23 protein-coding genes are annotated in these 25891 nt (G+C 72.5%); 11 read left to right on the top strand and 12 right to left on the bottom strand.

What is annotated here, in order from left to right:
• The first annotated feature begins 77 nt into the window (after nucleotides 1-77).
• On the top strand, nucleotides 78-1901 hold the full coding sequence (locus AC3EQ1_RS25035) for a sigma-70 family RNA polymerase sigma factor (protein WP_432096585.1): 1824 nt from the start codon (nucleotides 78-80) through the stop codon (nucleotides 1899-1901).
• Between the two features lie 167 nt (nucleotides 1902-2068).
• Here the strand turns inward: AC3EQ1_RS25035 and AC3EQ1_RS25030 are convergent, their stop codons facing one another.
• Nucleotides 2069-2935, bottom strand: coding sequence for a CAP domain-containing protein (locus tag AC3EQ1_RS25030; protein ID WP_432096584.1), 867 nt, complete (start codon nucleotides 2933-2935; stop codon nucleotides 2069-2071).
• 274 nt (nucleotides 2936-3209) lie between these two features.
• Here AC3EQ1_RS25030 and ggt point away from each other — a divergent pair, with 274 nt between their 5' ends.
• Nucleotides 3210-5069 (top strand): gamma-glutamyltransferase, encoded by a 1860-nt coding sequence (gene ggt / locus AC3EQ1_RS25025; RefSeq protein WP_432096583.1) that lies wholly within the window; start codon nucleotides 3210-3212, stop codon nucleotides 5067-5069.
• 132 nt (nucleotides 5070-5201) lie between these two features.
• Here the strand turns inward: ggt and AC3EQ1_RS25020 are convergent, their stop codons facing one another.
• The 4 genes from AC3EQ1_RS25020 to AC3EQ1_RS25005 all read right to left on the bottom strand — a co-directional run bounded on the left by AC3EQ1_RS25020 (nucleotide 5202) and on the right by AC3EQ1_RS25005 (nucleotide 10028).
• The gene (locus AC3EQ1_RS25020; protein WP_432096582.1) at nucleotides 5202-6797 is read right to left on the bottom strand and encodes an alpha/beta hydrolase; all 1596 of its coding nucleotides are present in this window, start codon (nucleotides 6795-6797) and stop codon (nucleotides 5202-5204) included.
• Nucleotides 6794-7969 carry a serine hydrolase domain-containing protein gene (locus AC3EQ1_RS25015; protein ID WP_432096581.1) on the bottom strand — a complete coding sequence of 392 codons (1176 nt, stop codon included), beginning with the start codon at nucleotides 7967-7969 and terminating at the stop codon, nucleotides 6794-6796. The genes AC3EQ1_RS25020 and AC3EQ1_RS25015 overlap by 4 nt, the downstream gene beginning before the upstream one ends.
• A 540-nt stretch (nucleotides 7970-8509) precedes the next feature.
• Nucleotides 8510-8926, bottom strand: coding sequence for a hypothetical protein (locus AC3EQ1_RS25010; RefSeq protein ID WP_432096580.1), 417 nt, complete (start codon nucleotides 8924-8926; stop codon nucleotides 8510-8512).
• A gap of 529 nt (nucleotides 8927-9455) precedes the next feature.
• On the bottom strand, nucleotides 9456-10028 hold the full coding sequence (locus tag AC3EQ1_RS25005; RefSeq protein ID WP_432096579.1) for a DUF6417 family protein: 573 nt from the start codon (nucleotides 10026-10028) through the stop codon (nucleotides 9456-9458).
• Nucleotides 10029-10276: 248 nt separating this feature from the next.
• On the opposite strand from AC3EQ1_RS25005, the gene AC3EQ1_RS25000 reads away from it, so the two are divergent.
• From AC3EQ1_RS25000 to AC3EQ1_RS24985, 4 genes are all read left to right on the top strand, one after another.
• A complete protein-coding gene (locus tag AC3EQ1_RS25000; protein ID WP_432096578.1) occupies nucleotides 10277-10900 on the top strand; it encodes a hypothetical protein in 624 nt (207 codons plus the stop codon).
• 183 nt (nucleotides 10901-11083) lie between these two features.
• Nucleotides 11084-11674: a helix-turn-helix domain-containing protein gene (locus AC3EQ1_RS24995; RefSeq protein ID WP_432096577.1), complete on the top strand. Its 591-nt coding sequence runs from the start codon at nucleotides 11084-11086 to the stop codon at nucleotides 11672-11674.
• Nucleotides 11675-11832: 158 nt separating this feature from the next.
• Nucleotides 11833-12357, top strand: a complete 525-nt coding sequence (locus AC3EQ1_RS24990; RefSeq protein WP_432096576.1) for a GNAT family N-acetyltransferase — start codon at nucleotides 11833-11835, stop codon at nucleotides 12355-12357.
• Between the two features lie 281 nt (nucleotides 12358-12638).
• Nucleotides 12639-13589, top strand: coding sequence for an SDR family NAD(P)-dependent oxidoreductase (locus tag AC3EQ1_RS24985; protein WP_432096575.1), 951 nt, complete (start codon nucleotides 12639-12641; stop codon nucleotides 13587-13589).
• 136 nt (nucleotides 13590-13725) lie between these two features.
• Here AC3EQ1_RS24985 and AC3EQ1_RS24980 read toward each other — a convergent pair whose 3' ends face one another.
• The 6 genes from AC3EQ1_RS24980 to AC3EQ1_RS24955 form a co-directional block, all read right to left on the bottom strand.
• Nucleotides 13726-15132, bottom strand: coding sequence for a chloride channel protein (locus AC3EQ1_RS24980; protein ID WP_432096574.1), 1407 nt, complete (start codon nucleotides 15130-15132; stop codon nucleotides 13726-13728).
• A complete protein-coding gene (locus AC3EQ1_RS24975; protein ID WP_432096573.1) occupies nucleotides 15129-16157 on the bottom strand; it encodes a cytochrome d ubiquinol oxidase subunit II in 1029 nt (342 codons plus the stop codon). The genes AC3EQ1_RS24980 and AC3EQ1_RS24975 overlap by 4 nt, the downstream gene beginning before the upstream one ends.
• Nucleotides 16154-17593, bottom strand: a complete 1440-nt coding sequence (locus AC3EQ1_RS24970; protein WP_432096590.1) for a cytochrome ubiquinol oxidase subunit I — start codon at nucleotides 17591-17593, stop codon at nucleotides 16154-16156. Before AC3EQ1_RS24970 ends, AC3EQ1_RS24975 begins: the two co-directional genes overlap by 4 nt.
• A gap of 113 nt (nucleotides 17594-17706) precedes the next feature.
• Entirely contained in the window at nucleotides 17707-19023 is a 1317-nt protein-coding gene (locus AC3EQ1_RS24965; RefSeq protein WP_432096572.1) for an NAD(P)/FAD-dependent oxidoreductase, read from the bottom strand.
• A 100-nt stretch (nucleotides 19024-19123) separates the two neighbouring features.
• Nucleotides 19124-19963, bottom strand: a complete 840-nt coding sequence (locus AC3EQ1_RS24960; RefSeq protein ID WP_432096571.1) for an SDR family oxidoreductase — start codon at nucleotides 19961-19963, stop codon at nucleotides 19124-19126.
• A gap of 199 nt (nucleotides 19964-20162) precedes the next feature.
• Complete coding sequence (locus tag AC3EQ1_RS24955; RefSeq protein ID WP_432096570.1) at nucleotides 20163-21743, bottom strand: GMC oxidoreductase; 1581 nt, start codon at nucleotides 21741-21743, stop codon at nucleotides 20163-20165.
• A 366-nt stretch (nucleotides 21744-22109) separates the two neighbouring features.
• Between AC3EQ1_RS24955 and AC3EQ1_RS24950 the strand changes: the two genes are divergently transcribed.
• The 3 genes from AC3EQ1_RS24950 (at nucleotide 22110) to AC3EQ1_RS24940 (ending at nucleotide 23582) form a co-directional block, all read left to right on the top strand.
• Nucleotides 22110-22541 (top strand): DUF7144 family membrane protein, encoded by a 432-nt coding sequence (locus tag AC3EQ1_RS24950; RefSeq protein ID WP_432096569.1) that lies wholly within the window; start codon nucleotides 22110-22112, stop codon nucleotides 22539-22541.
• Nucleotides 22542-22844: 303 nt separating this feature from the next.
• Nucleotides 22845-23114 (top strand): hypothetical protein, encoded by a 270-nt coding sequence (locus AC3EQ1_RS24945; protein WP_432096568.1) that lies wholly within the window; start codon nucleotides 22845-22847, stop codon nucleotides 23112-23114.
• A 267-nt stretch (nucleotides 23115-23381) separates the two neighbouring features.
• The gene (locus AC3EQ1_RS24940) at nucleotides 23382-23582 is read left to right on the top strand and encodes a type II toxin-antitoxin system VapB family antitoxin (protein ID WP_432096567.1); all 201 of its coding nucleotides are present in this window, start codon (nucleotides 23382-23384) and stop codon (nucleotides 23580-23582) included.
• A 142-nt stretch (nucleotides 23583-23724) separates the two neighbouring features.
• On the opposite strand, the gene AC3EQ1_RS24935 is transcribed toward AC3EQ1_RS24940, so the two are convergent.
• A complete protein-coding gene (locus tag AC3EQ1_RS24935) occupies nucleotides 23725-24120 on the bottom strand; it encodes a hypothetical protein (protein WP_432096566.1) in 396 nt (131 codons plus the stop codon).
• A gap of 157 nt (nucleotides 24121-24277) precedes the next feature.
• Here AC3EQ1_RS24935 and AC3EQ1_RS24930 point away from each other — a divergent pair, with 157 nt between their 5' ends.
• Nucleotides 24278-24736 carry a MarR family winged helix-turn-helix transcriptional regulator gene (locus tag AC3EQ1_RS24930; protein ID WP_432096565.1) on the top strand — a complete coding sequence of 153 codons (459 nt, stop codon included), beginning with the start codon at nucleotides 24278-24280 and terminating at the stop codon, nucleotides 24734-24736.
• A 167-nt stretch (nucleotides 24737-24903) separates the two neighbouring features.
• Nucleotides 24904-25791, top strand: a complete 888-nt coding sequence (locus AC3EQ1_RS24925; RefSeq protein WP_432096564.1) for a DUF4190 domain-containing protein — start codon at nucleotides 24904-24906, stop codon at nucleotides 25789-25791.
• Nucleotides 25792-25891: the final 100 nt, after the last annotated feature.

The raw sequence follows: 25891 nt of genomic DNA, 5'->3' as shown, positions 1-25891 counted from the left end.
CGGCTCCCGGTTTCCGTCATCCGCGCGGCGCCGACGGATCTCCATACGACGGGGCCGAACGAGCGAGGACGAGCACAGTGCAGAACAGGCACGACATCCCCATACCGGAACTGGTGACCGCGGCCCGGGCAGGGGACCCGCACGCCCGGGAACGCCTGGTCTCCGACTGTCTCCCGCTGGTCTACAACATCGTGGGCCGGGCCCTGGACGGGCACGCGGATGTGGACGACGTGGTGCAGGAGACCATGTTCCGCGCCCTCGACGGACTCGGCGGGCTCCGCGAGCCCACCGGATTCCGCTCCTGGCTCGTCGCCATCGCGATGAACCAGATACGCCGCCGCTGGAATGCCCGGCAGCAGACGGCCGTCACCTCCCTCGACCTGGCGCCGGAGGCCCCGGACCCCACGGGCGACTTCACGGATCTCAGCATCCTGCGCCTGGGCCTGTCCGGGCAGCGCCGCGAAGTGGCGGAGGCGACCCGCTGGCTGGACGCCGACGACCGCCATCTGCTGGCCCTGTGGTGGCAGGAGGCGGCGGGCACACTGACGCGGGCGGAGCTGGCGGCCGCCCTGGACACCACCCCGCAGCACACCGCGGTCCGGGTCAAGCGGATGAAGGACCAACTGGAGGTCGCGCGGGTGGTGGTGCGGGCCCTGGCCTCCGAACCGCGCTGCCCCACCCTGGCCACCGTCACCACGGCCTGGGACGGCCGGCCCGCACCGCTGTGGCGCAAACGCATCGCCCGCCATGCCCGTACCTGCCGCCGCTGCGCGGGGCACTGGACGGATCTCGTTCCCGCCGAGGGACTGCTCGCGGGGCTGGCCCTGGTCCTCCCGCTGTCCGGGGCCGGCACCCCGTCGTGGCTGTCCGGCCCGGCCGGGACCGTCGCCCACGGAACGGCCCTCCCGGCGGACGGCGCCGCGGGACCACAGATCCCGGCGGCAGCACCTTCCGGCCATCCGGCGCCCGCTCCCACCGGGCCCGCCGCTCCTGCCGGGCCGTCGCCGGCCGCGCCGAACCCACCGGCCACCGCCCCGGGCACCCCCGGCTCGCCCGGCCCCGCCCCCGCCGACGGAGCGGCCGACTCCGGCACGACGGGCGCTGCACTACCGAACTCCGGCACGACGGGCACCCCGCCGACGTACTCCGCCACGACGGGCACCCCGCTGCCGAGCTCCGGTTCGACGGGCGTCCAGCCTCCGGGACCCGGTGCGTCCGGCCCGGATGCGGCCGGGGGCAGCCGGGCGAGGCGGTCCGCCGCGGTGGCCGGCGGACTGCTGGCCGGCGGGGTCGTCCTGGCCCTGCTCTGGCCGTCCGGGAGGGCTCCGGCGGAACGTCCGTCCGTGGCCGCGCCACCGTCCACCCGCACGCCCGCCACCGAGTCCCCGGCGCCCGCCCCCACTCCGTCCACGACCACAGCCCGGCCCTCGTCCCCGCCGCCGAAGCGGACCCCGCGGGCCGCCGAACCGTCCCGGCGGCCCCGCACGACCCCCGCCGCGCCGCGGCAGGAGCCGGGCCCAGGGCCGGAGCAGCGGCTGACCTCCCTGGTCAACGCCGCACGCGCGGACGCCGGCTGCGCGCCGCTGCGCATCGATCCGCGCCTGTCCGCCGCCGCCCGCACCCACGCCCGGGACATGGCGGCCCGCCACTACTACGACCACGCGAACCCCGAGGGGGAACACGCCGACGCCCGGATCTCGGCGGCGGGTTACGACTGGTCGCGCTGGGCGGAGAACCTGAACCGGGGGCCGTCGGACCCCGCCCGCGTGGTGGACTCCTGGACGGACGGCTCGATCCACGAGGAGAACATGCTCGACTGCCGGTACCGGGACACCGGGGTCGCCGCGGTGCCGGGCTCCGAGGGGACGCTGTGGGTCCAGGAGCTCGCCGAGCCGGGCTGAGGGGTCCTTGCACGATGAGCGGCCGATGAGGTCGCGTGGTCCGGTGCCCGCATCGCAAGGCACCGGAGAGCCCTGGCAGCTCCGCTACCAGGGCTGTTCACAACGGGCGCGGTGCCAGGGCACCGCGCAAGGCCCCTCAGCCCGCGCCACGCCCCGGGGCCGCCGGGTCAGGCCTTGGTGCCGAAGTTCTGCACCCACCACGGCCCGTTGCCGCTGAAGTTCACCCCCACACCGAAGTCCTTGAAGCCGCAGTCGAGGATGTTGTCCCGGTGGGCGGGGCTCTTCATCCAGTCGCGCATGGCGGTCGCGGGGTCCTTCGGCCCCTTGTGTATGTTCTCCCCCCACTTCCCGGCCGGGTAGCCGGCGTTGCGCATCCGGCCGTCGGCCTGCCCTCCCTCGGGGCTCGCGTGGTCGTAGTAGTTGCGGGCCGCCATGTCATCGGCGTGCGCCTGGGCGGCGGCCTGCACCCGGCGGTCGACGCGCAGCGGGGAGCAGCCGGCCCGGGCCCGCTCGGCGTTGGCGAGGGAGACGATCCGCGCCACGGCCTCCGCCGCACGGCCCGTGGCCGGGGCGCCGCCGGTGGTGCGCGGGGTTCGGGTGTTCCGTTCCGGGCGCTGGGCGGTGTCCCCGCCGGTGGCGGGCGTGGGGGTGGCCGTGCGGCGGGGCTTCCGGGGCGTCGCGGTGGGCCGTGCGGGCCGTTCGGTCCGGGCCTTTGCGGAGGGGCGCGGCTTCGGGGAGGCGGAGGTCCGGGCGGGGGCCGGGGTCGCCTCGGGTGTCGACGGTGCGTCGGCGGCGGGGGCGTTGCGGACGGACGCGGCGGCCGGTGCGTCCCGCCCGGCGTCGTCCGGCCCGCTCAGGGCGTAGGCGCCGCCGCCCACCGCGGCGGCGACCACCAGGGCTCCCGCCACCGCCGGTATGCCGCCCGGAAGGCGCCGGGCGCGGGCCCGCCGGCCGCGCCGTCCGGCCCGCCGGTCACCGCCGCTGCCGGTGACCGGGGCCAGGGTGCGGGTGTCGTCGTCGTGTTCGTGGTGCATGGCTGCTCGCTCTCCGGGTGCTGCGCCGGTCGGTCCGGCGCAGAGGAGAGCGGACGGCAGTACGGCGATAACACTTTTCGGCGGAGCGGCTGGAAAATCTGTGGCGGGCGGGCCGGACGGCCGGAAAACGGGGACATCTCCCGGGATCGGCGGGCCACTCGGTTACCCGCCGGGAACCTCAGATCCCGCGCAAATCTTGCGCGTCGACATTGCTGGCCCGCCCCAACGCTGCGAGGGTTTCGGGCACCCCTCGACCGAAGTCCCCGGAGGCTCCATGGCTGTCCGCCGTGCCGTTGTCGTTGCCGCGTCCGTGACCGCGCTGGCACTTCCCCTGATCGTCCATACCGTGGTCGCCCCGTCCTCGTCCGCCGACGGCGCGCCGGCCGCCTCCGCCACCGGGCTGAAGCCGCCGCCCAAGAAGGCGGTCGCCCGGGGCAGCGGGGGTGCGGTCTCCAGCGTGAACCCGTACGCGTCCCGGGCCGGGCTGGAGGTGCTGCGCAAGGGCGGCAACGCCGTGGACGCGGCGGTGGCGACCGCTTCCGCGCTCGGTGTGGTCGAGCCGTACTCCGCGGGGGTGGGAGGCGGCGGCTACCTGGTGTCCTACGATGCGAAGACCCGGAAGGTGCGCACCATCGACGGCCGGGAGACCGCCCCGGCGAAGATGCGTGAGGACTCGTTCCTCGACCCCGCCACGGGCAAGCCCCTCCCGTCGGAGGAGGCAGTCAACTCGGGTCTGTCCGTGGGCGTTCCCGGGACCCCGGCCACGTGGCAGAAGGCCCTGGACGACTGGGGGACGATGCCCCTGTCGGAGACGCTGCGGCCGGCCACACGCCTGGCGGACGACGGTTTCGTGGTCAACGACGAGTTCCGGGCCCAGACCGCCATGAACGAGAAGCGGTTCCGCCACTTCCGGTCCACCGAGGAGCTGTTCCTGCCGAACGGGAAGCTTCCCGTGGTCGGCTCCCTCTTCCGCAACCCGGATCTCGCCCGGACCTACCGGGAGCTGTCCCGCGACGGCGTGGACGCGCTCTACCACGGCGGCATCGGACGCGACGTGGTGCGCACCGCGCGGAAGCCGCCGATGGCCCCGGGGTCCGAGCACAAGGCCCGGCCCGGCTTGATGACCGAGCGCGACCTGGCCGCGTACACGCCAGTGCCCCGCAAGCCGACCCGCACCGGCTACCACGGGCTGGACGTCTACTCCATGGCGCCGTCCTCCTCCGGCGGCACCACCGTCGGTGAGGCGCTGAACATCCTGGAGAAGAAGGGGCTGTCGAAGGCCGACCGGACCCAGGCCCTCCACCGCTATCTGGAGGCCAGCCGGATCTCCTTCGCCGACCGCAACCGCTGGGTGGGCGACCCGGCCTTCTCGAAGGTGCCCACCCGGGCGCTGCTGTCCAAGCGGTTCGCCGCGGAACGGGCCTGCCTGATCCGTCCGGACAAGGCGCTGACCAGTCCGCTCGCCCCCGGTGACCCGCGCCGTCCCGACGCGGGCTGCGACCGGGGCACCGGCACGAAGCAGCCGCACGAAGGGCCGTCGACCACCCATCTGGTGACGGCCGACCGCTGGGGCAACGTGGTGTCCTACACGCTGACGATCGAGCAGACCGGCGGCTCCGGCATCACGGTGCCCGGGCGCGGGTTCCTGCTCAACAACGAGCTCACCGACTTCGACTTCGCGCCGCTGGAGAAGGGCACCCCGGACCCGAACCTGCCGGGCCCGGGCAAGCGTCCGCGCAGCAGCATGTCGCCGACGATCGTGCTGCGGGACGGCAAGCCGCAGCTCGCCGTCGGTTCGCCGGGCGGCGCCACGATCATCACGACGGTGCTCCAGACGCTCGTCAACCGGCTCGACCTCGGGATGTCGCTGCCGGAGGCGGTCGCCGCACCGCGCATCTCCCAGCGGAACCAGGCGGCGACGGAGGCCGAGCCCGCCTTCCTGAAGTCGCCGGAGCGCAAGCGGCTGGAGCGTCTCGGCCACAGGTTCGTGCTCGCGCCGAAGGCCTTCACTCCCGCTCCGGAGATCGGGGCGGCGGCCGCTCTGGAGTTCCGGCGCGACGGGCGGATGACCGCGGTGGCCGAGCCCGAACGCCGCGGCGGCGGCTCGGCCATGGTGCTCCACGAGGACCGCTGACCTCACCGCACGGCCCGTCCAGTCCACCCGGCACTGCTCGTGCCGGGTGGACTGGACGCTTGCGGTTCGGGGCCCTGGGGGAAGCGGTCCGGAGCCCGCGCCGGGAGCGGAGACCCCGACCGCTGCCGGGTGTCAGCCCGCTCCTCGCCCCCGGTCCTTCTCGCAGACGGCGTCCCGGGCGGGCAGCTCGCCCGTCCGCAGGTAGTCGTTGACCGTCCGGCGGACGCAGCGGTTCGGGTACATGCCGTACACCCCGTGCACCTGGGCCCGGAGGGTGACCATGCGGGACTCGGGCATCCTGCGGTGCAGCCCGAGCCCGTTCCCGTAGCTGGTGCGGGGGTCACCGGTGGCCTGGACGATCAGCCCGGGTGCGGCGTTGCCGGTGCGCACCGGTGGTTCCAGTGGCTCGCCGGGCCAGAAGGCGCACGGGTTCACGCCGTTGAACAGCGGGCCGAACAGGGGTGCCTTCGCCCGGCTGCGCTCCACGTTCCTCCGGTACCAGGCCAGGTCGCGGGGTGCTCGGGCGTCCCCGCAATGCAGGGCGAGCTGCAGCGAGTTCTGGGTGTCCATGTCGGCGGTGGGCCGGCCGAGGAACAGGGCGAGATCCTCGGTGGGGCGCACGGTGCGGCCCCGGGACGCGTCGTGGAGCACCCGGATGTTCTCCGCCGCGCGGGCGAACTGCCGGTCGTCGGCCATCGTGGCGGCCAGCACCATGGGAACGAGCTGGCCGTCGGCGGTGTAGCGGCCCACGGTCAGCGGCTCCCGGGCGGCCCGGCGGGCGATGCCCTCGACGTTCGCCCGGACCTCGGCGGCGGTGCGCCCCAGGCCGTAGGTGCCGTCGCGGCGCGCCGCCCACCGCGCCCAGGCGTCGAGGAACCTCTCGTTCGCCGGGGCGGCGTCGCGGAGCATGGAGACGTTCCACCGGGCCGGGTCGATCGCGCTGTCCAGCAGCAGCCGGTCCGGCCGGCCGGGAAACATGTTCGCGTACGCGGCGCCGAGATAGGTGCCGTAGGAGACGCCGAAGTACGACGTCCGCCGCTCCCCCAGCACCGCTCGGAGCAGATCCATGTCGCGGGCGGTGTTCCGGGTGGTGAAGTGCCGAAGGTACGACACCTTCTTCCCGTATCTCTTGCGGCAGCTGTCGACGAGCCGGGCCTCGTAACGGGCCTGGGCACGGAAGCCGGCGCTGTCGTAGCCCGCCGAGCGGAGCCAGTGCCCGGAGGTTCCGCAGTGCAGGGCGCTGCTCCGGCCCACGCCCCGCGGGTCCATGCCCACGAGGTCGTAGCGGGCGGCCAGTTCTCTGCCCATGGCGGGGACGGACAGCAGGGGCATGTCGAGGGTGATGCCGCCGGGGCCACCGCTGTTGTGCATCATCACGCCGATGCGGTGCCGGGTGTCGGTGGCCTTGATCCGGGAGAAGCCGACGGTGATCGTGCGCCCTTCCGGGTTCCGGTAGTCCAGGGGCACCCGGATGGTGGCGCACCGGGCACCGGCCTCGTCGAGTTCCTTGTGCTCGCAGGTGCGCCAGTCCGGGCGCTGCTCGGTGAAGCGCCGCAGGGAGTCTGAGCCGGTGGCGGCCGGCGCCGCTGTGCCCGGCGAGGGCCCCGCGAGCCGGGCGGCGGTCCCGGGCCTGGGCGCCGCGGGGGCGGAGCCGGGGAGCACGGTGAACGCGGTCGCCGCGGCGAGGACGCCGACCGCCGCGATACGTGCGGTGCGCGGGGCCGTCATGCGGGGCCGCCTTCCGTCAGAAGTCGCCGGTGCACGGCGGTCTTTCCGGGTACGTGCAACTTTCGCGGTACGTGCCGGAAGATCCGGCCGACCGTGTCGGTCACCGCCTGGGCGGAGTCGGGGCCCGTGGCCGCCTCGTTGACGGCGACGAGCACGGCTCGGCCGTCCGCCCCGACGCCGCCCCGGGTACGGGTGCCCGGGAGAGTGCCGCCGTGTCCCCAGAACCAGCCGCCGCCCGCGGCCGGATCCAGCGGATAGCGGGCGAGCCCGAGACCGTACTCGGCTCCGCGGGCGAGATCCGCCGGGACGGTCGCCCGCAGCTGCGCGAGCTGGGCCGCCGGCAGGAGTGCGCCGGACAGCAGTGCCGTGAAGAAGACGGTGAGGTCCTGCGCGGTGGCGACGAGGGCACCTGCCGCTCCGATCCCGGAGGTATTGACGCAGGTGACTTCGCGGTGACCGCCGTTCTCCGTCGGCCGGTACGGCGTCGGGTGAGGGCCGTGCAGGCGTTGCTCGGACCAACGGGGCCAGTAGGTGTGGGGCAGGCCGAGCGGCTGGATGACCCGGCGCTCCACCTCGTGCTCGTAGGAGTGCCCGGTGACCCGCTCGATGAGCATGCCCAGGAGGACGTAGTTGAGGTTGCAGTACTCCCAGCGTGCACCGGGCGGGAAACGCGGTGGGTACCGCAGCGTCAGGGCCACGACCTGCTCCGGCCGGCGGTGGCCCGGCGTCTCCACGTCCACGACCTGCTCGAAATCGGGGAGGCCGCTGGTGTGCTGAAGCAGCCGGCGGACACTGATGCGGCGTCCGTCGTGACCGTTGCCGTGCAGCGTCCCGGGCAGATAGCGCTCCACCGGCGCGTCGAGCACGACCCGCCCGGCGGCCACGAGCTGGAGTACGACCGTGGCGATGAAGGACTTGGTGTTGCTTCCCACGCGAAGCCGCGAGCGGTGCGGGAACGGCCGGCCGGTGTCCAGGTCACCGGCTCCGGCCCCGATCTCGGTCACCCGGCCGGCGGCATCGGTGATGACGGCCTGTGCGCCCGGCAGGTTCTGGGTGGCGATCAGCGTGGTGAGTTCCCTGCGGACCGCGGCGCGATCGAGTGCGCCCGGGTCGCGGGGCGTACGCGAGGGTGCGGCGTGGCCGGTGCCGGCGGCGGTGCCGACAGCCAGCATGCCGACGGCCGATGCCGCGAGCCCGCGGAAGACGCGGCGTCGGGTGGGACCGGGGCTGCCGCAGGGAAGGGGCGCGGTGGTGTGGCGCCCGGTAGTGGGATGGCGGCCGGTCACGGCGTGGCGTGCGGTCACCGATGGCGGCGGACCGGACGGCGGGGCCCCAGGCCGACGGGCGTCCGGTGGTGCTCCGGTGGTCTCTGTCATGCCTCAGGAGCCTTCCGGACCGGGGCCCATCGATCCATGGCGCTCACCACCGGACCGGTCTACCGGCCGACTCCCGGGCCTTCCTGGGGTGAGCAAGGGGGTGCCGGTGGGGAAAGCACCCGGTGGCCGAAGTTCCGTTTCGATGCGCCGTCGGCCCGGCAACCACTCCGGCAGCGATGCGGGAACGGCGATCGGCGCACCATCCGGCGCCGACAACGGTGTGGAACCGTCGTCGGTTTCCCTTCCTCGCCATGAAGGGCCGGAACACCACCGCGTCTCCCGAACACGGCGGAGGGCCACCCGATGGCTCGGGTGGCCCTGGCGCGGTGCTCCGGATCAGATCGCGAAGGCCGGTGAGGAACCGTGCCCCTTGATCTGGACGGAGACGCGGGTCCCGTTCGGGAACTTCACGCCGTCCGCCGCGAGCTTCCAGGTGAAGCGGTGCGGATATCCGAGGTGGTCCGGTTCCGCGTCCCGCTTCGCCTTTTCCCAGCCGCCCCACGCCTTGGCGGGCTCGCCGGGCTTCTTCACCATCTTGCGCACGTAAGTGGAACCCCGCTCCGGAGTGGTGTACACCCCGGAGACGGAATACACCTTGTCGGTCGCCGTGTCGGCCATCAGCACCATGGCCCGCGTATTCGACGCATCCACGACGGTGTGCTCCTTCTTCACCGCGTGCGCGGGCGTTCCGGCGAACAGGGCCGCAAGTGCGACTCCGCCCGTGACGAAACCGGTCACAGCATTCCGTGCCATATTCAAATTCTGTCCTTACCCCGTGAATCGGTCGATGAACGACGCCCTCACCCTAGCCCTTTCCCGATGTCCCTCAAACTCGGAATGTGCAGGTCCGGAAGGCTTCGGCAAGCGCTCGGTGAACCACGGAAAACCCGCTCCCGGATCCGCCCGGACGGCCGGATCCGTTCGGGCACACACCCGCACAACGGGACGAATCGATCGGCACCGCATGTCACGGAACAGCAGGCCGGACCGATTCCGCACCGGATTTCCCGGCCCCGGACAGCGGTCGCATCGGAGTTGAGAAGACCAATTCCGTTCGAGCTCCGCAAGACTGCCGTCGGGCACCCGTTCCGCGTTGCACAGTCCACCCCTCCCGTCCACAGGAACTCCCCGAACGGAATCCCCCGCATCCGCCCGGGCCGCCCAGGCCTCGGTGAATTCAGCGACACACGGGGAAACTGGCTCCCTTCCCGACCGATCAGGGAGGCATTGAGAGGCTGCCGGCACCGCCGCTGCGACGAAGTGAACCCAGGGCCCGGATGGACTACCGCCGCTCCGGTGGATAACGGACGCCGTACTCGCGGGCGAAACGATTGGACGCGGTGGCGTGTCCCGTGAGGCGTTCGAGGTGGAAAGCGCGGGCGATCGAGTGCATCTGGGCATGCGTCACATGAAGCGCCCAACGGTTCTCCGTGCTCCGGAAGCGTGCGTCGCGTACCGCGTCGGCCAGGCCGGGCGCGGGTTCGAGGCGGAGATGCCCGGCGAGGTGGAGGAAGACCCGCAGCGCGGTCATCTCGCCCGGGCGGAGCAGGACTTCGCGGTGCCCGGGCGCCGGTTCGCTCTCGGTTCGGTGCAGGGGCGGTCCCTCGCGACGGGCTTCGGCGAAGAGCAGCACGTCGTGACCGTCGGGGGTGAGCCGCGCCGCCCACTCGACCGGCTGCGGCTCCATCACGGCCCGCACCGCGTAGTCGGCGGTCTCGCACAGCCCGAGCCTCCGCAACGCCTCGACGGACTCCCTGCTGATGCCGGACTTCTCGGTGACCCAGCCGTGACCGGTCCCGGCCTGCCCGTCCCGCACCTGCATGAGCGTGGTGCGCTGCCAGTCGCTGATGCCCACCGCATCCCTTTCCTTCGCCGGAGGCCGAATGTATCGGCCGGGCAGGTGTTCTCGGCGGTGGTCGGCGAAACCGCTCCGTCGACGCCGCAGCGGAAAGGGGCCGACGATGCCGCGGTTCCCGTCGATGACGAGCCGCGTCCGGTGATGCGGCTCGCGACGTGCCCCACGAACGGCTCGACATCTCCCGCCATCGGCCGGAACAGCCCGCCCCACTGGGGTGATCTTGATTTTCGGGGCACCCGGTCACCATGACGGGCAAGGCCGCCGAGACGGGCAGGGACCTACGGTTCGACGGCTGGATCGCCGGAATCGGAACCGCATCAGGTACGCGTCTGGTGCTGGGCCACTGGTCGAGCTCGCCGTTCGGGCCGTTCAGCGACGTGATGATCGAGCAGCCGGACGGCGAACGGCTACTGCTCGCCCCTGCCCCGGACATCGCGGACTTCGTCGCCACCACCTACGTATTCGACCGGGTGCTCGTGGTTCCGGTGACCGTCACGGCGGAAGCGGCCACCTGGACGGTCGAGGCGGGCGCCTTGAGCCTTCGCTTCGGCATCGGCAGGCGCAGCGCCCTGGGCGTCCTCCTCCACGCGGTCCCCCGCCCCCTTGCCGCACTGCCCGCCTGGTCCGCACTGGTGAACACCGCCGCCCGGCTGCTGCTGCCCGGGGTGCGCACCCGGGGCACCGCGGGCGGCGGACGGCGGGAGCGGTACGACGCGTGGGACCACGCCCGGCTCCGCGGCGCCACCGGGCTCCTGGAGGGGCAGGATCTCGGCGCTCTCGCCCCCGTCGACCCTCCCGTGCGGTTCGGATTCGGTTCGGTGCCCCGCACACCTGCTCTGATGCGCGTCACCACCACGGTGACGGTCTGACCGGCAGCGCCCTCCGCTTCCCGTCGGGTGCGCGCCCGGGCCTGCGGGTGTTCGGGTTCCTGCAAGGTCGCCGGGCCTTCCGCTCGGGCACCGGCCCCGCCCCGGGCGTACCCGAGCCACGAGCAAGCGCCTTCTCGACGAAATCCACCACGGACGTCCCAGATCCGGGATAGCATCCCAGATATGAGAATCGACTCCGCGCCCCCGAACCGGGGCGCCGACGGGCTGGAGGGCCGGCTGGCCGCGCGGCTCGCCGAGCTGCGCACGGACAGGGGCTGGTCACTGGAGGAGCTGGCCCGGCACACGGATATCAGCCGCTCGACGCTGTCCCGGTTGGAACGGGCGGAGATCAGCCCGACGGCAACGCTGCTCGGCTCCCTGTGCGCCGCGTACGGGCGGACGATGTCGCAGCTGCTGGCCGAAGTCGAGTCGGATTCCCCACAGGTGGTCCGGGCCGCGCAGCAAACGGTGTGGCAGGACCGGCAGTCGGGATTCACCCGGCGTTCGGTTTCCCCACCGCTCCCCGGTCTACGAGGCGAGGTCGTGGAGGGCCTGCTGAAGCCGGGCGCCGACATCTCCTACGACGAGCCGCCCGTCCCCGGCGTCGAGCAGCACATCTGGGTGCTGGACGGCGCGCTCGACATCACCGCCGCAGGCGCGGTGCACGCGTTGCGGGCGGGCGACTGTCTGCGCTTCCGGCTGTGGGGGCACTCGCGATTCCACAACCCCGGCCCCGTTTCCGTCCGGTACGCCGTGCTGGTGGTCCTTCCATGAGCGGAGCCTCGTCCCTCCCGCCGAAGACGGCGGCGCCCGGGGCCGCCGCACCGGGCGCGGTGGCCCGGAGCAAGTCGGCCCCGGCTCCGGCCCGCCACGTCCGCTCCCCCGCCGCTGCTCCCCGGCCCACCGCATCACCGACCCACCGAGGGACCCCCGTGCATCACTCCATCACCCGACTGTCGCCGCACGACTTCCGCGCCGCGGTGAGCGGCCTGGCCGGCCTGCTCACGGATGTCGTCGCGGAAGGCGCCTCGCTCGGCTTCCGCACTCCCTTCGACCGGAGTGCGGCGGCGGCCTGGTGGGCCGCCCGGCAGCCCGCCGTGGCCGACGGCAGCCTCGCCGTGTGGGTGGCCGAGGGGCGCGACGGCGGTCTCATAGGCACGGTCGGCCTCGCTCTGGAGGCCAAGCCGAACGGCCGTCACCGGGCCGAGATCGTGAAACTCATGGTGCACCCCGGCGCCCAGGGGCAGGGGCTGGGCCGGGCGCTGCTGGCCGCCGCCGAACGAGGCGCGGCCGACGCCGGAGCGACCCTGCTGCTCCTCGACACCGAGACGGACAGCGCCGCCGACCGCCTCTACGGCTCCGCCGGCTGGAGCCGGTACGGCGTCGTCCCCGGCTATGCGACCGACCCGGCCGGAACGCTCCGCGACTGCAGCTTCTACTACAAGCAACTCGCTTGAGTACCGGTGCGGGGCCCGCACCCGGTCACCAGCCCCTGACGGAATGAGCCGGTCTCCGTTCAGCGGCAGTTGGGCGAGGCGGGCACGAAGGAAGACCACGACTCTGCATGAGGGGCTCTCGTGTGACGCGTTGACGAGCCGGCACCGTGTCGGTGGGATATCGGCCGACCGGCGGGGCTGTCGGTGATCGACAGGCGATGTGTCGGTGGCTGCCGGAACGGTGGGGGTCGAGTTGCCCGCATGCCGCGGCAGCCGCCTTCCAGCAAGGGAGCCCCGTCGCCGTGTCGTCCACATCCTCCACCGCGCCCTGGAATGTCCAACGGCTGCCGCGGGCCGATGGCAGCGTCTTCCTGGTCACCGGCGGCAACGCCGGCATCGGGTACTTCGTCGCGGAGCAGTTGTCGGCAACCGGAGCGACCGTCGTGCTCGGCAGCCGGAATCCTGCGAAGGCCGAGGTCGCCATGGCTTCGATACGTGCACGTGTCGCCGGCGCGCGGGTGCGGGCCGTCCGGCTGGACCTCGCCGACCTCTCGTCGCTGCCATCGGTGGTGGAGTCGCTGGGGGTGGAATGCCTGGACGCGGTGGTCCACAACGCCGGCGTCGCGCTTGACGATCCGCCGCGCGAGGAGACGGGGGACGGTCACGAGCTCATGTTCGGCACGAACCACCTCGGGCACTTCGCGTTGACCCGGTGGCTGGTACCGCTGCTGTCGGCTGCGCCGGCGGCCCGCGTCGTGACCGTGGGCAGCTTCGCGGCGAAATCGGAGCGGCTCGACCTCGACGACCTGCAGTCCCGGAAGGACTACCGGCCCAAGCGTTCCTACGGACGTTCCAAGCTGGCGCAGATGTACTTCGGTGTCGAACTCGACCGCCGCCTGCGCGCCGTCGGTGGCACGGTGGCGAGCGTGGTGGTCCATCCCGGCGGCGCGCTGGACTCTCTCACCCCGTCACGGCCGCCGGTCCATGTGCGGACTGCCGGGGCGCGGCTGAGCGCGGCACCTGCGGCGCTCGTCGTCCAGGGCAAGCATGCCGGCGCGTGGCCCGCGGTCCGAGCGGTGCTCGACCCGGCCGTGCGCGGAGGCCAGCTATGGGGACCGCGCGTCTTCGGCCTGCGGGGCGAGCCCCGACGTGAGCCGGTGTGGAACCACCTTGCCGACACCTCCGTCGCGGCGCGGTTGTGGGACACCAGCTGTGACCTGACCGGCGTCGACCCCGGTGCCATCCCCGGATAGCCCCAGGCACGTGCGCGCCGGCCAACCGGCGTGCCCAGGTTGGCCCGACCGCGGCGCTCGGGCACACCCGGCTGTGCCGCCGACCGGGCGGATGCAACCGACAGGGGCGCCCCGCAATAACAAACCGTCTTCCCTTTCAAGCCGGTTGCGGCCGCCCACTGCCGTTCCCGCCGTCGCCGGCGCCTCCACCGTCCGCGTCTCCTCCACCGCCCCCGGCAGCCGGAGCCCTCCCCCGCCCCGAGCTCCGGGGCAGCAGTTCGGTGGTGACGATCGCGGCCACCGCGGCCAGTACCGCGACCGGCACCATCTTCACTCCGCCGAGGAGCAGCACCACCAGCAGCAGACCGCTGACCGGCAGCCGGAGCACCGATGCGACCGACGCTGCCATGCCGGCCGCCATGGCCGGGACGACGCCGAAGCCCGGCAGCGGGGAACACAGCAGTCCGGCCGCGCCGCCCAGGAACAGTGCGGGGAACACCGGTCCACCGCGCAGGCTGCCCAGGCACAGGGCGTACGCCACGGCTTTGCACGCCAGGACGGCCACCAGGTCCCAGGTCGCCCAGCTCGTGGGATCGGACGCCATGCCCGCGAGGGCGGCCTCCCCGGACAGGGCGGCGTCCGCCGGGGAGCGGCCGGTGACCACCGCGTACAGGGCGCAGCAGGCCGCGGCGGCGACCGCGCAGATCAGGGTGTTCCGGACCGGCCGGGCCGCGACGAAGCGCTCGGCCCTGCGTCCGCCGGCGAGGACCAGATGGGTGGTGGCGCCGACGGCCACGGCCAGCAGCAGCCCCCAGGCGACATCGCCCACGTCGGGGAGTCCGGAGGTGGGCAGTCCGATGTCGAGGCTGCCGGTCTCGAATCCGGTCCACCGGCCGAAACCGGTGAACACCAGCGAGCCGACTCCGCTGGCGAGCAGCGCGGGCAGCATGATGAGCAGCAGTTGTGTGCCGCCGACTCCGCTGACCTCGATCAGGAGCACGGCCCCCACCAGAGCGTTGCCGAAGATCGCGGAGAGTGCGGAGGCTGCGCCCGCGGCGCCGAGGAGTGCGCTGCCCTGCGTGCTCTGTTCGGCCCGGACGAGCTTGCTGAACAGCAGGGCCAGGCCCCCGCCCAGGGCGATCAGCGGTGCCTCGGGGCCCAGGACCGCCCCGAACGGCAGGCTTGCTGCGGCGGCCAGCAGTACACCGGGCAGGGCCTCGGCGGTGGCGCCTCCCGCGTGGAGCCCGTCCGCGGGGATGTGACCGCCCTTCCCGGGCAGTCGGGTGGCGACGAGGGCGACGACGGTTCCGGGGACCAGGGCGAGCGGCAGCGGCCACCACCAGGGCGGATCCGTCCATCCGGCGGCGTGCGGCAGGTCGTCCCAGAGGGCGTGCTCCAGTTCGTTGATGCCCACCAGGAACCAGAAGGCGGCCAGGGACACGGGGACGCCGATCAGGGCGCAGAAGACCAGGCCGCGCAGGTATCCGGGGCTGCGGAGCACCTCCCGCAGCCGGTCGGGGCCGGGCGGCCGCGGTTCCCGGGCCGGCGGGGTGGGCGCGGTCATGAGGGCTCGTCCGCCAGTTCCGCGTCGGTGAGCGGCTGGAGCTTCCCGTGGGTGTCGAGCCAGTAGAGGAACACCAGGGCGGGGCCGACGAGCACGACGGCGACGAGAGTGACGATGAGCAGCCACCGCAGCGTCGCGGGGGATCCGGCGCCTTCGGCGACGGTGAGGGAGGTGGGCACCAGGTACGGCCGCTGGGCGATCCCCCATGCGGCCACGACCAGAGCGACCGAGCCGAGGGCGGTGACGCGGGGCCAGGTGGTGGCGCCCCGCAGGAGCAGCGGCACGGTGGCGACGGCGCATCCGGCGGCGACGGCGACGAGCACGAGTCCGGTCCCGTGGGTGAGCCCGTAGTGGACGTGGCTCGCGTCGTCGCGGGTGACGCGCAGGCCGACGAGGGCCAGTACGGCGAGCACCGCCAGGCTCAGCAGGGTGCGGCGGCGGAAGTACGCGACGAGGGCGTCCTCGCCCAGCCGGCGGGCGTCGCCGGTGAGGAAGACCGCGCCGAGGAAGGCGCTCGCGGCGACGGCGAGCAGTCCGGCGATGACCGAGGTGGGGTTGGACCAGGCGTCGGCGGAGGCAGTGGTTCCGGTGCCGACCCTGCCGGTGGCCACGCCGCCCACCGCGGCGCCGAGGAAGAACGGCGTGAGCACGGAGGCGATGGCGAACGCCGCCCCGTAGACCCGCCGTCCCGCCAGACGCCGGGTGGGCTTCCGCAGGGCGAACCCGGCGCCGCGCAGGACGAGTCCGACGGCGGCGAGCGCGAGCGGCAGCCACATCGCGGAGAACACGATGCGGAACAGTTCGGGGAAGCCGGTCCACATGAGGACGAGGACGAAGATCAGCCAGACGTTGTTCACTTCCCACACCGGCGCCATGGCGTGGTCGATCAGCCGGCGGGGTGCGCTGCCGCGGTCCGCTCCGCCGGCCACCAGGTCCCAGAAGCCGGCGCCGTAGTCGGTGCCGCCCCCGCAGGCGTAGGCGGCGACGGCCAGGAGGAGAATCCAGGCGATGACGGCCTCGATCATGGGGTTCCACCCGGGGTCCGGTCGGAAGGCGGGTGTCCGGGAGGGGTGCCGCCGGACGGGCCGGCGCGGACCGCGGCCGGTTCCGGGGCGGGCCCGTACGGCGTGTGGTCCTCCGGACTGTCGCCGCGCGGTCCGGCCCCGGCCAGGCCCTCGTCGGCCATCCGCCACCGGGTGCGCATGTTCAGGACGACGGCGAGGAACGCGCCGAAGATGAGCACGTAGACGACGACCACCACGCCGAGCATCGCCCACAGGGCCTCGGCGCGGGTGGTGGTCACCGCTTCGGAGACCCGCATGACCTGGTACACGATCCACGGCTGGCGCCCCACCTCGGTGGTGATCCAGCCGCACTCCACGGTGACCAGGCAGGCCACCCCGGCGCAGGCGGCGCAGCGGAAGAACCAGCGCGAGGCGGGGAGGTCCCGTCGCCGCCACCAGCTCCAGGCGTACCAGAGGGCCAGCAGCGCCAGCAGGGAGCCGAGGACGACCATGGTGTCGAACGCCCAGTGGGCGATGGTGGCCTGCCGGGCGGTCGGCCGGGCGTCGGCGGGGACGGAGGTCAGCCCGGTGACCTTCGTGTCCGGGCTGAAGCCGGCGAGGATCGAGTCGAGCTGGGGGATCTTGATACCGCCGGTCACGGACCCGTCGGGGTGCATCCGGCCGAAGAGGTACTCCGGTACGTGGGTGTCGGTCCGCCAGACCAGTTCGGTGGCGGCGAACTTCACCGGCTGCTTCTGGTAGACGCTGCGGGCGATGGAGTCGCCGACCACGAACTGCACGGGGCTCAGCACGGCGGCCACGGTGAAGGGCAGGGTGAACCCGAGCCGGTGATAGCGGTCCCGGCGGCCGCGCAGCCAGCCGACCGCGTAGACCCCGGCGACGACGTATCCGGCGGTGAGGACCATCGCGAGCACGAAGTGCCAGTACTGCGGGCCGAACATGGGGGTGAACACGGCGCGCCGCAGGTCGACGTCGACGGGGCTGCCCGAACTGTCGAGGCGGAATCCCCGCGGGGTGTTCATCCAGGAGTTGGCGGCGAGGATGCCGAAGGCGCCCATCAGGGCGGCGGCGGGGAGCGGCAGTCCGAGCCAGAAGTGGGTCCACGGCTTCAGCCGGCTCCAGCCGTAGAGGTAGATGGCGATCAGGACGGCCTCGAGGAAGAACGCCCAGGCCTCCACGCCGAATCCGATGCCGAAGACGTCTCCCCAGCGGCCCATCATCCCCGGCCACAGCAGGCCGAATTCGAAGGACAGCACGGTGCCGGTGACGATGCCCACGGCGAACTGGACGGCCATGATCGCGGACCAGCGCCGGGCGAGGAGGTGGGCGACGGCGTCGGCTTTGCGCAGGGCGCGGTAGTGCATCAGCAGCGTGAGGAACGGCAGGGCGACACCGAACGGCACGAGGAGGATGTGGGAGGCGAGGGTGAACGCCATGAGTTCCCGGGCGGGCAGGAGTTGTGCGGGCGTGCCCGTGACGAGCCCGGGGGCGAGGTGCAGTTCCCGGGCGACGTACAGGTCCGAGGCGAGGTGCAGTCCCGAGGCGAGGTTCATGTGGGCCTCCCGGCCCGGTGCGGTGCGAGGGCCCCGGAGGTGAAGGCGCGTTCCCGGCGGTTCCCGGTGAGGAAGACGATCAGCCAGGTGGGGAGGGCGCCGAGCCGGCTGCGGAACCCGGTGAGGAAGGCGATGTGGATGAACAGCCAGATCAGCCAGGCGAGCACGCCGGAGATCTGCAGCCGGCCCCGTTTGACGACGGCTCGGCCGCGGCTGATGTAGGCGGCGCTGCCCAGGTCGTGGTAGGCGAAGGGGCGGGGTGCCGCGGTGCGGTGCTCGACGCTGTGCCGGATCTGCCGGGCCGCGTAGAGCCCGGCCTGCATGGCGACCTCGGCCAGGCCCGGCAGTGCGTTCAGGCTCATCAGGTCGCCCGCGACCCGGATCTCGGGGTGCCCGGGGATGGTGAGGTAGGGGTCGACGACGATGCGTCCGGCCCGGTCCTGCTCGGCTCCGGTCGCCCGGGCCAGCGCGTCGGCCAGCGGCGGGGCCTGGACGCCCGCGGTCCACAGCACGGTCCCGGCCGGGATGTCGGTGGCCGCGCCGTCCCGGGAGCGGACGGTGAGGCCCCGGTCGTCGACCCGGGTGACCAGGGTGCCGAGGTGCAGTTCGACGCCGAGCAGGGCCAGGGTGCGTTCGGTGCGGCGGGCGAGTTCCGGGCCGAACGAGCCGAGTGCCGCGTCCCCGCCCTCGAAGAGCAGCACCCGGGCCCGGCCGGAGTCGATCGCGGAGAACTCCCGGTCGAGGGTGCGGGTGGCGATCTCGCGGATCTGCCCCGCCAGCTCCACCCCGGTGGGGCCTGCTCCGACCAGGGCGAACGTCAGCCAGCGGTCCCGCTCCTCCGGGTCCGTGGCGGCTTCCGCCAGCTCGAACGCCCGGTAGATCCGGCGGCGGATCGCCAGGGCGTCGTCGAGGGTCTTCATGCCGGGCGCGTGCGCGGCGAACTCGTCGTGGCCGAAGTAGGACTGCCGCACCCCGGCCGCCACGATCAGGTCGTCGTAGGGGAGCTCCAGCCGTGTCCCGTCGGGCCGGTCGGCGTACAGCACGCGGTCCGCGGCGTCCAGGCCGGTGGCCTCGGCCAGGACACAGCGGACGTTGGGGTGCCGGCGGAGTACGGACCGCAGCGGCCGGGCGATCTGCCCTTCGGAGAGGATGCCGGTGGCGCACTGGTAGAGCAGGGGCTGGAAGAGGTGGTGGGCGCAGCGGTCGACCAGCGTCACGGCAACGGGCGAGTGGCGGAATTCCCGCGCGGCGAACAGACCGGCGAATCCGCCGCCGACGATCACCACCCGGCGCGGCGACACATGGTCCTGCACGCTGTTCTCCCTTGTCCGTCCCGGCCGGGTCTGCGTCCGCCGCGGCGCCGGTGCCGGCGCGGGCCGTCCGATGGGGGTGACGGCCGCGGCTGAGGTGCCGTCAGCCGCCGGTGGCGAAGCCGGGGAAGAGCGTCATGCCACCGTCGACGTAGAGGGTGGTGCCGATGACGTAGTCCAGCAGGTCGGAGGCGAGAACGACGGCGGCGTCGGCGACGTCCTCCGGCACGCCGATCCGGCCGTACGGGATGAGCGTCATGAGGTCGGCCTCGGCCTGCTGCGTCTCCCAGGCGTCGCGGTTGATCGGTGTCTTGATGGCGCCGGGGCCGATGGCGTTCACCCGGATCTTCTGCGGGGCGAGTTCCTGCGCCATGGTCGCCATGAGCATCTGCACGCCGCCCTTGGACGACGCGTAGTTCACATGGCCGGCCCACGGGATGATCTGGTGGACCGAACTCATGCAGATGATCTTGCCTGCGGAGCGGGAGACCTCGGGGACGACACCGCGGCGCAGGAATTCCTTGACCGCCTCCCGGGCGCACAGGAACTGCCCCGTCAGGTTGACCTCGATGACCTTGTGCCAGGAGTCGAGGGACATGTCCGTGAGCGAGGCATCGCGCTGGAGTCCGGCGTTGGCGATGAGGATGTCGATGGTGCCGAGCTCGTCGACCATCCGGGAGACCATGCCGACGACCTGGTCCTCCTGCGACACATCCGCCTCGTGCGCGTAGGACCGTACGCCGAACCCCTCGATCTCCTTCACCACGCTCTCGGCCGCGGGCCGGTCGGCCACGTAGTTGACGACGACATCCGCGCCGGCCCGGCCGAGTGCGATCGCGGTCGCCTTGCCGATCCCGGAATTGGCCCCGGTGACCAGTGCTCTCTGACCGCGGAGCAGCGGTACGGAGAAGTCCTTGCGGTCCGCGCGGGTGCTGGTGTTCACTGCCGTCTCCTCACCGGTGGACGGGAAGGTCCCGGGTCTCCACGGTCGAAGAGAACACCACCGGGGACGCGCGGCATGGATCACCCCGCGTCATTCGCCCGCCGGGACGAGAGACGTCAAGCCAATGGCCCAAGGCGAACGGTGCCCCGGTGCGGCGTACGGGCATCGTTCGCCGTGGTGGTGACGCCCCGTCGGCCCGTCACCGCAGGCGTTCGGCGATGTGGTCACCGACGCGCAGGGCGTTGGCCATCGCGGTGAGGGACGGGTTCACCGCTCCGATGCTCGGGAAGAAGCTTGTGTCCACGACGTAGAGGTTGTCGAGGTCGTGGGCCTTGCAGTCCGGGTCGAGCGCCGAGGTACGGGGGTCGGTGCCGAACCGCACCGTCCCGGCCTGGTGCGCGGTGGCGCCGATCGGCATGCCCTTGTGCAGGTAGATGCTGTGCGACAGCAGATGGTGCTCGTGCATGCCGAGGTGCCCGAGCATCTTCTGCAGTTTGTGCCGCAGCCGCTCGAGGGCGACGACGTTGTTCCCCTCGTCCAGCGCCAGGTGGACCCGGCCGTCGCCGTCGAGCGTCACCCGGCTCTCCGGCAGCGGAAGGTCCTCGGCGCAGAGCCAGAAGTCGACCGCGTGGTGGGCGAGGACCTCGAACGGCATGTCCGGCGCGAGGGACCCCGCCCATCGCGGGGCCTCCGCGTGGATCTGTTCGGCGTCGGACTTGCCCAGCATCTGGATGCCGCCCAGCGGGTAGTCCCAGTCCTCGGATCCCAGGTACCAGTCGTTGACGGCGAGGGTCTTCTGGAAGCGGGTGTCGTTGGGCTCCTTCGACACGGCCATCAGGGCCAGGTTGTTGTGCCGCATGTAGTGCCGTCCCACCACATCCGAGCTGTTGGCGAGGCCGCGGGGGTGACGGTCGTTCGCCGAACGCAGCAACAGGAGAGCGGAGTTCACCGCTCCGCACGCCACGACGACGATGTCCGCCCGGAAGACGGCGGTGTCCTCCTCCGCGATCCGGGCGACGACCCCGGTGACGCGGCGTCCGGAGTCATCGGTCTCCAGGCGCTGGACGTGGGCGTGGGTGATCAGGCGGACATTGGCGTGTTCCAGAGCCGGGTCGACACAGACCACCTGCGCGTCGGACTTGCCGCCGACCAGGCAGGGGAAGCCGTCGACCCGGTCGCAGCGGATGCACACGCTGGACCGGGTCGCCTCGCCCCGCTCGTCCTGGGTGAGGTCGACGCCGATCGGCAGGTGGAACGGGTGCAGGCCGCGCTTCTCCAGGTCGTCGCTGAGCTGCTGGATCCGTGGTTCGTGCCGGACCGGCGGGTGGGCGTACTGCGCGCTCGCCGGCCCCTCGGTGGGGTCCTCACCGTGCTGCCCGTGCACCCGGTAGAGGTGCTCGGCCCGGGTGTAGTACGGCTCGAAGTCCTCGTACCGGAGCGGCCAGGCCGGCGAGATGCCGTCCTGGTGCCGGATCTCGCCGAAGTCCTCCGGGCGCAGGCGGAACAGGGCGGCGCCGTAGAACTTGGTGTTGCCCCCGACGTAGTAGTTGATCTCCGGTGGGAATTCATGGCCGTGCTTGTCGAGCCAGAATTCCGGGGCCCGGTACTTCCCGGCGACGAAGACGGCCTTCGATTCCCAGTTGTCCCGCTCCCGGGGCAGGTACCCGCCCCGCTCCAGCAGCAGGATCCGCTTGCCGGACTCCGCCAGCCGGTGGGCCAGGGTGCCGCCTCCCGCACCGGTGCCGATGATGATGACGTCGTAGTCCTGGTCCTCAGCCACGGGACCCCCTCGGGTCGATGCGGGGAGACCGGATGCGGGGGACCTGGACAGCGTCCGCCCGGCAGCCGCGCTTCCCGGTGCCGTTCCCGGCAGGTTCTCCCGCCCCTCGGACGGCCCGCATCACCCGCACCGGGTGAGGCCAGGTGACCGGGCCGGCGCCGGTGCTCCGGGCCGGTCACGCGGATGCGTCGGATACGACATGCCCCAGGTCAGCGGGCCGGTCCCAGGAGGTGGCGCCCCGCGGGGCCGGGCACCGTACGGGGCCGGGCGCCCGGGGGCATGGCGCGCCGGATTTCACCCGGTCCGGGTGAGGACACCACCGCACCGCCGTCGGAAGCTGAAATCCCAGCCGAAGCGAGGAATCCCATGACACAAACACGTGAGCGCCCCGGCGCGGGCAGTGACCGCCCCACCGACGGTACCGACGCACTGGCCGGCGGGCTGGTGGTCTTCGCCGCGGTCATGCTGGTCATCGGCGGTGTCCTCAACATCTTCCGCGGCATCATGGCCATCGCCGAGGACGACATCTTCGTCAACACGCCGAACTATGTCTTCGCCTTCGACGTGTCCGGCTGGGGATGGATCCATCTCGTGCTGGGAGCCCTGGCCCTGCTCGCGGGCCTCGCCCTGTTCCGGGACGCGCTCTGGGCGCGGGCGGTCGGCGTCCTGCTGGCCGGGCTGCTGCTCCTGACGTGCTTCCTGTCCCTGCCGTACTACCCGCTCTGGTCGATCGTGCTGATCGCGGTGTACGGCTTCGTCATCTGGGCGCTGTGCGTCGCGCCGCGGGAACGCTTCTGACCTGGACGACCGGGCCGGGACGACCGGGACGCGGCCGGTCCCGGCCCGCAACGCCCCTCGGGGCAGGGACCGGGACCGGCCGCAACGGGGCCGGTCCCGCTCGGGGCGGGGAGCCCATGCGCCGGCGAGCGCGGCCCCCAGCGCCCCGGCGCCACCTCGGCGGCCGACACGCCGGGTGGCGCCGGGGCTGCGTCGCGGGTGGTGCGCTCCTGGATCCCGGGGCTGGGTCCTGGGTCTGGGTCTGGGGCTGGGCCCTGAAGATCTTTACGGTGATCGGATGTGCCCGGCCCGTACGGTGGCCGCATGCAGATTCGGCCAGTTGATCCCAGGGACTCCTCCTGGGAGCAGGACCACGCGGTGTACCGCGTCTCGTTCCTGGACACCGTGAACAACCAGTCCGATGACTTCGAGATCTCCGACTCCCCGGTCGAGGACGTCCTGCTCTGGACGCGCGAATTCGCCGGGGAGCGCGGCTTGTTGTACACGCTGTACGTGAAGGTCTCCGATGGGGGGCGGCAAGGCCTGGTCCGGATCAGCGGAGTCGCAGGGGATTCTCCCGGCTTGACGTGGTGAGACGTCATCCTCACTGATAAGCAGGCGAGTTGGTCTTCGCGCAGGAGACACCGAAGACCGGCTCCCCTCCCCGCCCGGGTTCCATGCCGCGGCCACCGGAAGAGCGGACGGCCCGAGGCCGGTGCTCCGCGGCATCCACCCGGAATGGCGAATCACCCGCAGGGGCCAGAACCTCGTGAGTACGGTGGGGCCACCCGGCGCCACCACACGGTCACGGCCGACCCTGGTCGGCGCGCGGGCAGGCCGTCCGACGAAGGGGGCGTTCCCATGGCCAAGGTCAACATCAGCCTCGATGCCGAACTGGTGGTGGAGGTCATGGTCCTGGCCGGAGTGGGCTCGCCCCAGGACGCCGTCGAAGCGGTCGTGCGGGACTACATCGCCCGCGGGCACCGCACGGAGGCCCGCACCGAGCACCAGGACGACTCCCTGCGCGAGGTCGAGGCCAAGCCGCAGGATCCGCAGGGCTGACCCGGCGGGCGCGCCGCCCGTTTGCCCTGCCACCGCCCTGCTCTGCAGGGCGGTGGCCTCGCCTGTTGTATGGCCCCCGCGCCCCTCGGCGGCGCCGACGAGGCCGGGGCCCATACGTCGCATGCCGCCCGGCGACCGGGGATCAGTCGCGCGCAACCGCGGACCGCCGCGCGACGACGGTGTCGAAGAAGGCCCAGCCGTCCATGTCCTCGGTCCGGGGGGCTTCGGGGCGCCAGCCCGCGGCCAGCGCTTCGTCGAGGAGGGCCCTGACGGTCCCCGGCTCGTGCAGGTTCAGACATCCGCCCCCGACGGTGCCGACCGTTCCGGAGGGCACGGTCCCGCCGGGCTCGAACCGCCCCGGACCTCCCGGGAAGAGGATGCGGACACAGCCTCGCGACCGGAGCAGCCGGAGGGCGACGATGTCACAGCAGTCCTCGAACCCGCCGCTGCTCAGCGTCCGGTGGCTGTGGCTCAACGACCACAGATACGTGTTCCCGTCGGCCACGAGGCGCCGTGCGTTCCTCCTGTTTCGAGCCATCCGCCGATCGTAGCCGCGAGCCGCTGACCGGCTCCGGGGACGGTGGCGGCGCGGGGGTCGCGCTCCCCCAGGGACACAGTGCTTGACCTCAAGTCCGGTTCAATTTCTACGGTCTTCTTCGTCGAACAGTTCCGAACTCATGAAGGAGCGACCCTCCATGCAGTATTCGCACAGCGACGCCGAGCTGATCCGCCAGCCCATCGGCTACTGGAGCTGGGCCGCCTACAAGGCGGTCGTCAGCCGCACCCGCGGCGCGCTCGCCGAGCTGGGCACCACCCAGCCGCAGTGGTGGGTCCTGGCGCAGATCGCCCGCTCCGGCTCGGTGAGAACCCGCGACGAGGTGTCCGCCGTGCTCCGGAACTACCTCGACACCGGCGAGGAGGGGCTGCGGGCGGAGATCGACGCGACGGTCGGCCGGGGGTGGGTCACCGAGGACGGCTCGGGCCGGCTCGCCCTCACCCCGGAAGGGATGACGTTCTTCGACAAGGTGGCCGCGCTGCAGGACGAGTTGTGGGCGGAGCGGCACGCCGGTGTCACGGACGAGGAGTATCTGACCACCCTCAAGGTGCTGCAGCGGTTCATCCACAACACGGGCGGCCAGGCCTGGCATCACTAGGACCTGCCCGACACATCGGCCCCGCCGTCCGCACGGCGAATCCGCTTCCCCCCGAACCGGCACGCTCCCAGCCATGACAGAGAGTCCGATATCAACCCCGAGGGGTAATAAAGTCAGAACATTGCTTGGTAAGGTACGAGTTCAGCGGCTCGGACAAAGGAATCATCATGCCCATACCCGACTCCCCCGATGACTCCGCACCCACGGGTCGGCAGGCGCCGGGCCAGGACCAGGGCGTGTGGGCTCCGCCGTCCGGGCCCGGCGGCGGGCCCTACTGGCCGTATCCCATGCAGGCTCCGCAGCCCCGCAACGGCATGGGCACCGCCGCCCTGATACTCGGCCTCGTCGGTGTCGTCCTCGGCCTGTTCATCATCCTGTTCTGGCTGTCCTGGCTGCCGGCCCTGCTGGCCGTGGCCTTCGGCGCCATCGGACTCCGCCACGCGCGCAAGGGCCTTGCCACCAACAAGGCACTGGCCGTCAGTGGTCTCGCCCTGGGCGTCGTCGGCCTGCTGATCGCCGCCTGCAGTGCGGTGTTCACGGTGGTGACGGTCCAACACGTCGTCGACGACAGTCGCGCGAAGGTCAAGAAGGAAGCCGAGAAGGTCAGGAAGGAGGCTCAGGAAGCCCGGGAGTCGGCAGCGGCCGCGGAGAAGGCCCGGCACCTCTCCTTCGGTGAGCCGTACACCTTCGGCGACGGCCTGAAGGTCACGGTGTCCGAGCCGACACCGTTCTCCCCGGACGCCTTCGCCCACGGTCACGCCAAGGGCAACAAGGCCGTTCAGGTCACGGTCACCGTGGTCAATCAGGGCACCCGGCGGGTCGCGGTCGAGACCGGCCTGCCCGAGGTCAATGACGCGGACGGCGCCTCCGCGGAGTTGGTGATCGACGGAAGCGGACGCCAGAAGGTCATCACCGGATACGTCCTGCCCGGCAGGAAAGCTGTCGGCAGGTACGCCTTCTCACTGCCGCCCGGTGCCGCGGACCGGATCGAGGTCGAGTTCAGCCCCGACGCCGCACGGTGGGAAGACTCCTACTGGAGCGGCCCCACCCGCTGACCGCACACGGGCCTCCTGCCGAGGAAGTCTCCGGTGCATCGAGTTCCCCGTGCGATCGCGCACTGGACCTCCTGACTGGTCACCAGTTACGCGATAAAAA

The organism is Streptomyces sp. bgisy100, from assembly GCF_057709105.1.
Note: the sequence above shows the minus strand (reverse complement) of the source record. Positions and strands in the feature narration are given on the sequence as shown.

Coding starts and splice junctions, on each gene's coding strand:
- AC3EQ1_RS24970 (WP_432096590.1), bottom strand. CDS start 17,593: ATGGCGTTCACCCTCGCCTCCCACATCCTCCTCGTGCCGTTCGGTGTC.
- ggt (WP_432096583.1), top strand. CDS start 3,210: ATGGCTGTCCGCCGTGCCGTTGTCGTTGCCGCGTCCGTGACCGCGCTG.
- AC3EQ1_RS24930 (WP_432096565.1), top strand. CDS start 24,278: ATGCAGTATTCGCACAGCGACGCCGAGCTGATCCGCCAGCCCATCGGC.
- AC3EQ1_RS25030 (WP_432096584.1), bottom strand. CDS start 2,935: ATGCACCACGAACACGACGACGACACCCGCACCCTGGCCCCGGTCACC.
- AC3EQ1_RS24945 (WP_432096568.1), top strand. CDS start 22,845: ATGCAGATTCGGCCAGTTGATCCCAGGGACTCCTCCTGGGAGCAGGAC.
- AC3EQ1_RS24950 (WP_432096569.1), top strand. CDS start 22,110: ATGACACAAACACGTGAGCGCCCCGGCGCGGGCAGTGACCGCCCCACC.
- AC3EQ1_RS24975 (WP_432096573.1), bottom strand. CDS start 16,157: ATGATCGAGGCCGTCATCGCCTGGATTCTCCTCCTGGCCGTCGCCGCC.
- AC3EQ1_RS25015 (WP_432096581.1), bottom strand. CDS start 7,969: ATGCTGGCTGTCGGCACCGCCGCCGGCACCGGCCACGCCGCACCCTCG.
- AC3EQ1_RS25020 (WP_432096582.1), bottom strand. CDS start 6,797: ATGACGGCCCCGCGCACCGCACGTATCGCGGCGGTCGGCGTCCTCGCC.
- AC3EQ1_RS24925 (WP_432096564.1), top strand. CDS start 24,904: ATGCCCATACCCGACTCCCCCGATGACTCCGCACCCACGGGTCGGCAG.
- AC3EQ1_RS24940 (WP_432096567.1), top strand. CDS start 23,382: ATGGCCAAGGTCAACATCAGCCTCGATGCCGAACTGGTGGTGGAGGTC.
- AC3EQ1_RS24980 (WP_432096574.1), bottom strand. CDS start 15,132: ATGACCGCGCCCACCCCGCCGGCCCGGGAACCGCGGCCGCCCGGCCCC.
- AC3EQ1_RS25000 (WP_432096578.1), top strand. CDS start 10,277: ATGACGGGCAAGGCCGCCGAGACGGGCAGGGACCTACGGTTCGACGGC.
- AC3EQ1_RS24935 (WP_432096566.1), bottom strand. CDS start 24,120: ATGGCTCGAAACAGGAGGAACGCACGGCGCCTCGTGGCCGACGGGAAC.
- AC3EQ1_RS25010 (WP_432096580.1), bottom strand. CDS start 8,926: ATGGCACGGAATGCTGTGACCGGTTTCGTCACGGGCGGAGTCGCACTT.
- AC3EQ1_RS24995 (WP_432096577.1), top strand. CDS start 11,084: ATGAGAATCGACTCCGCGCCCCCGAACCGGGGCGCCGACGGGCTGGAG.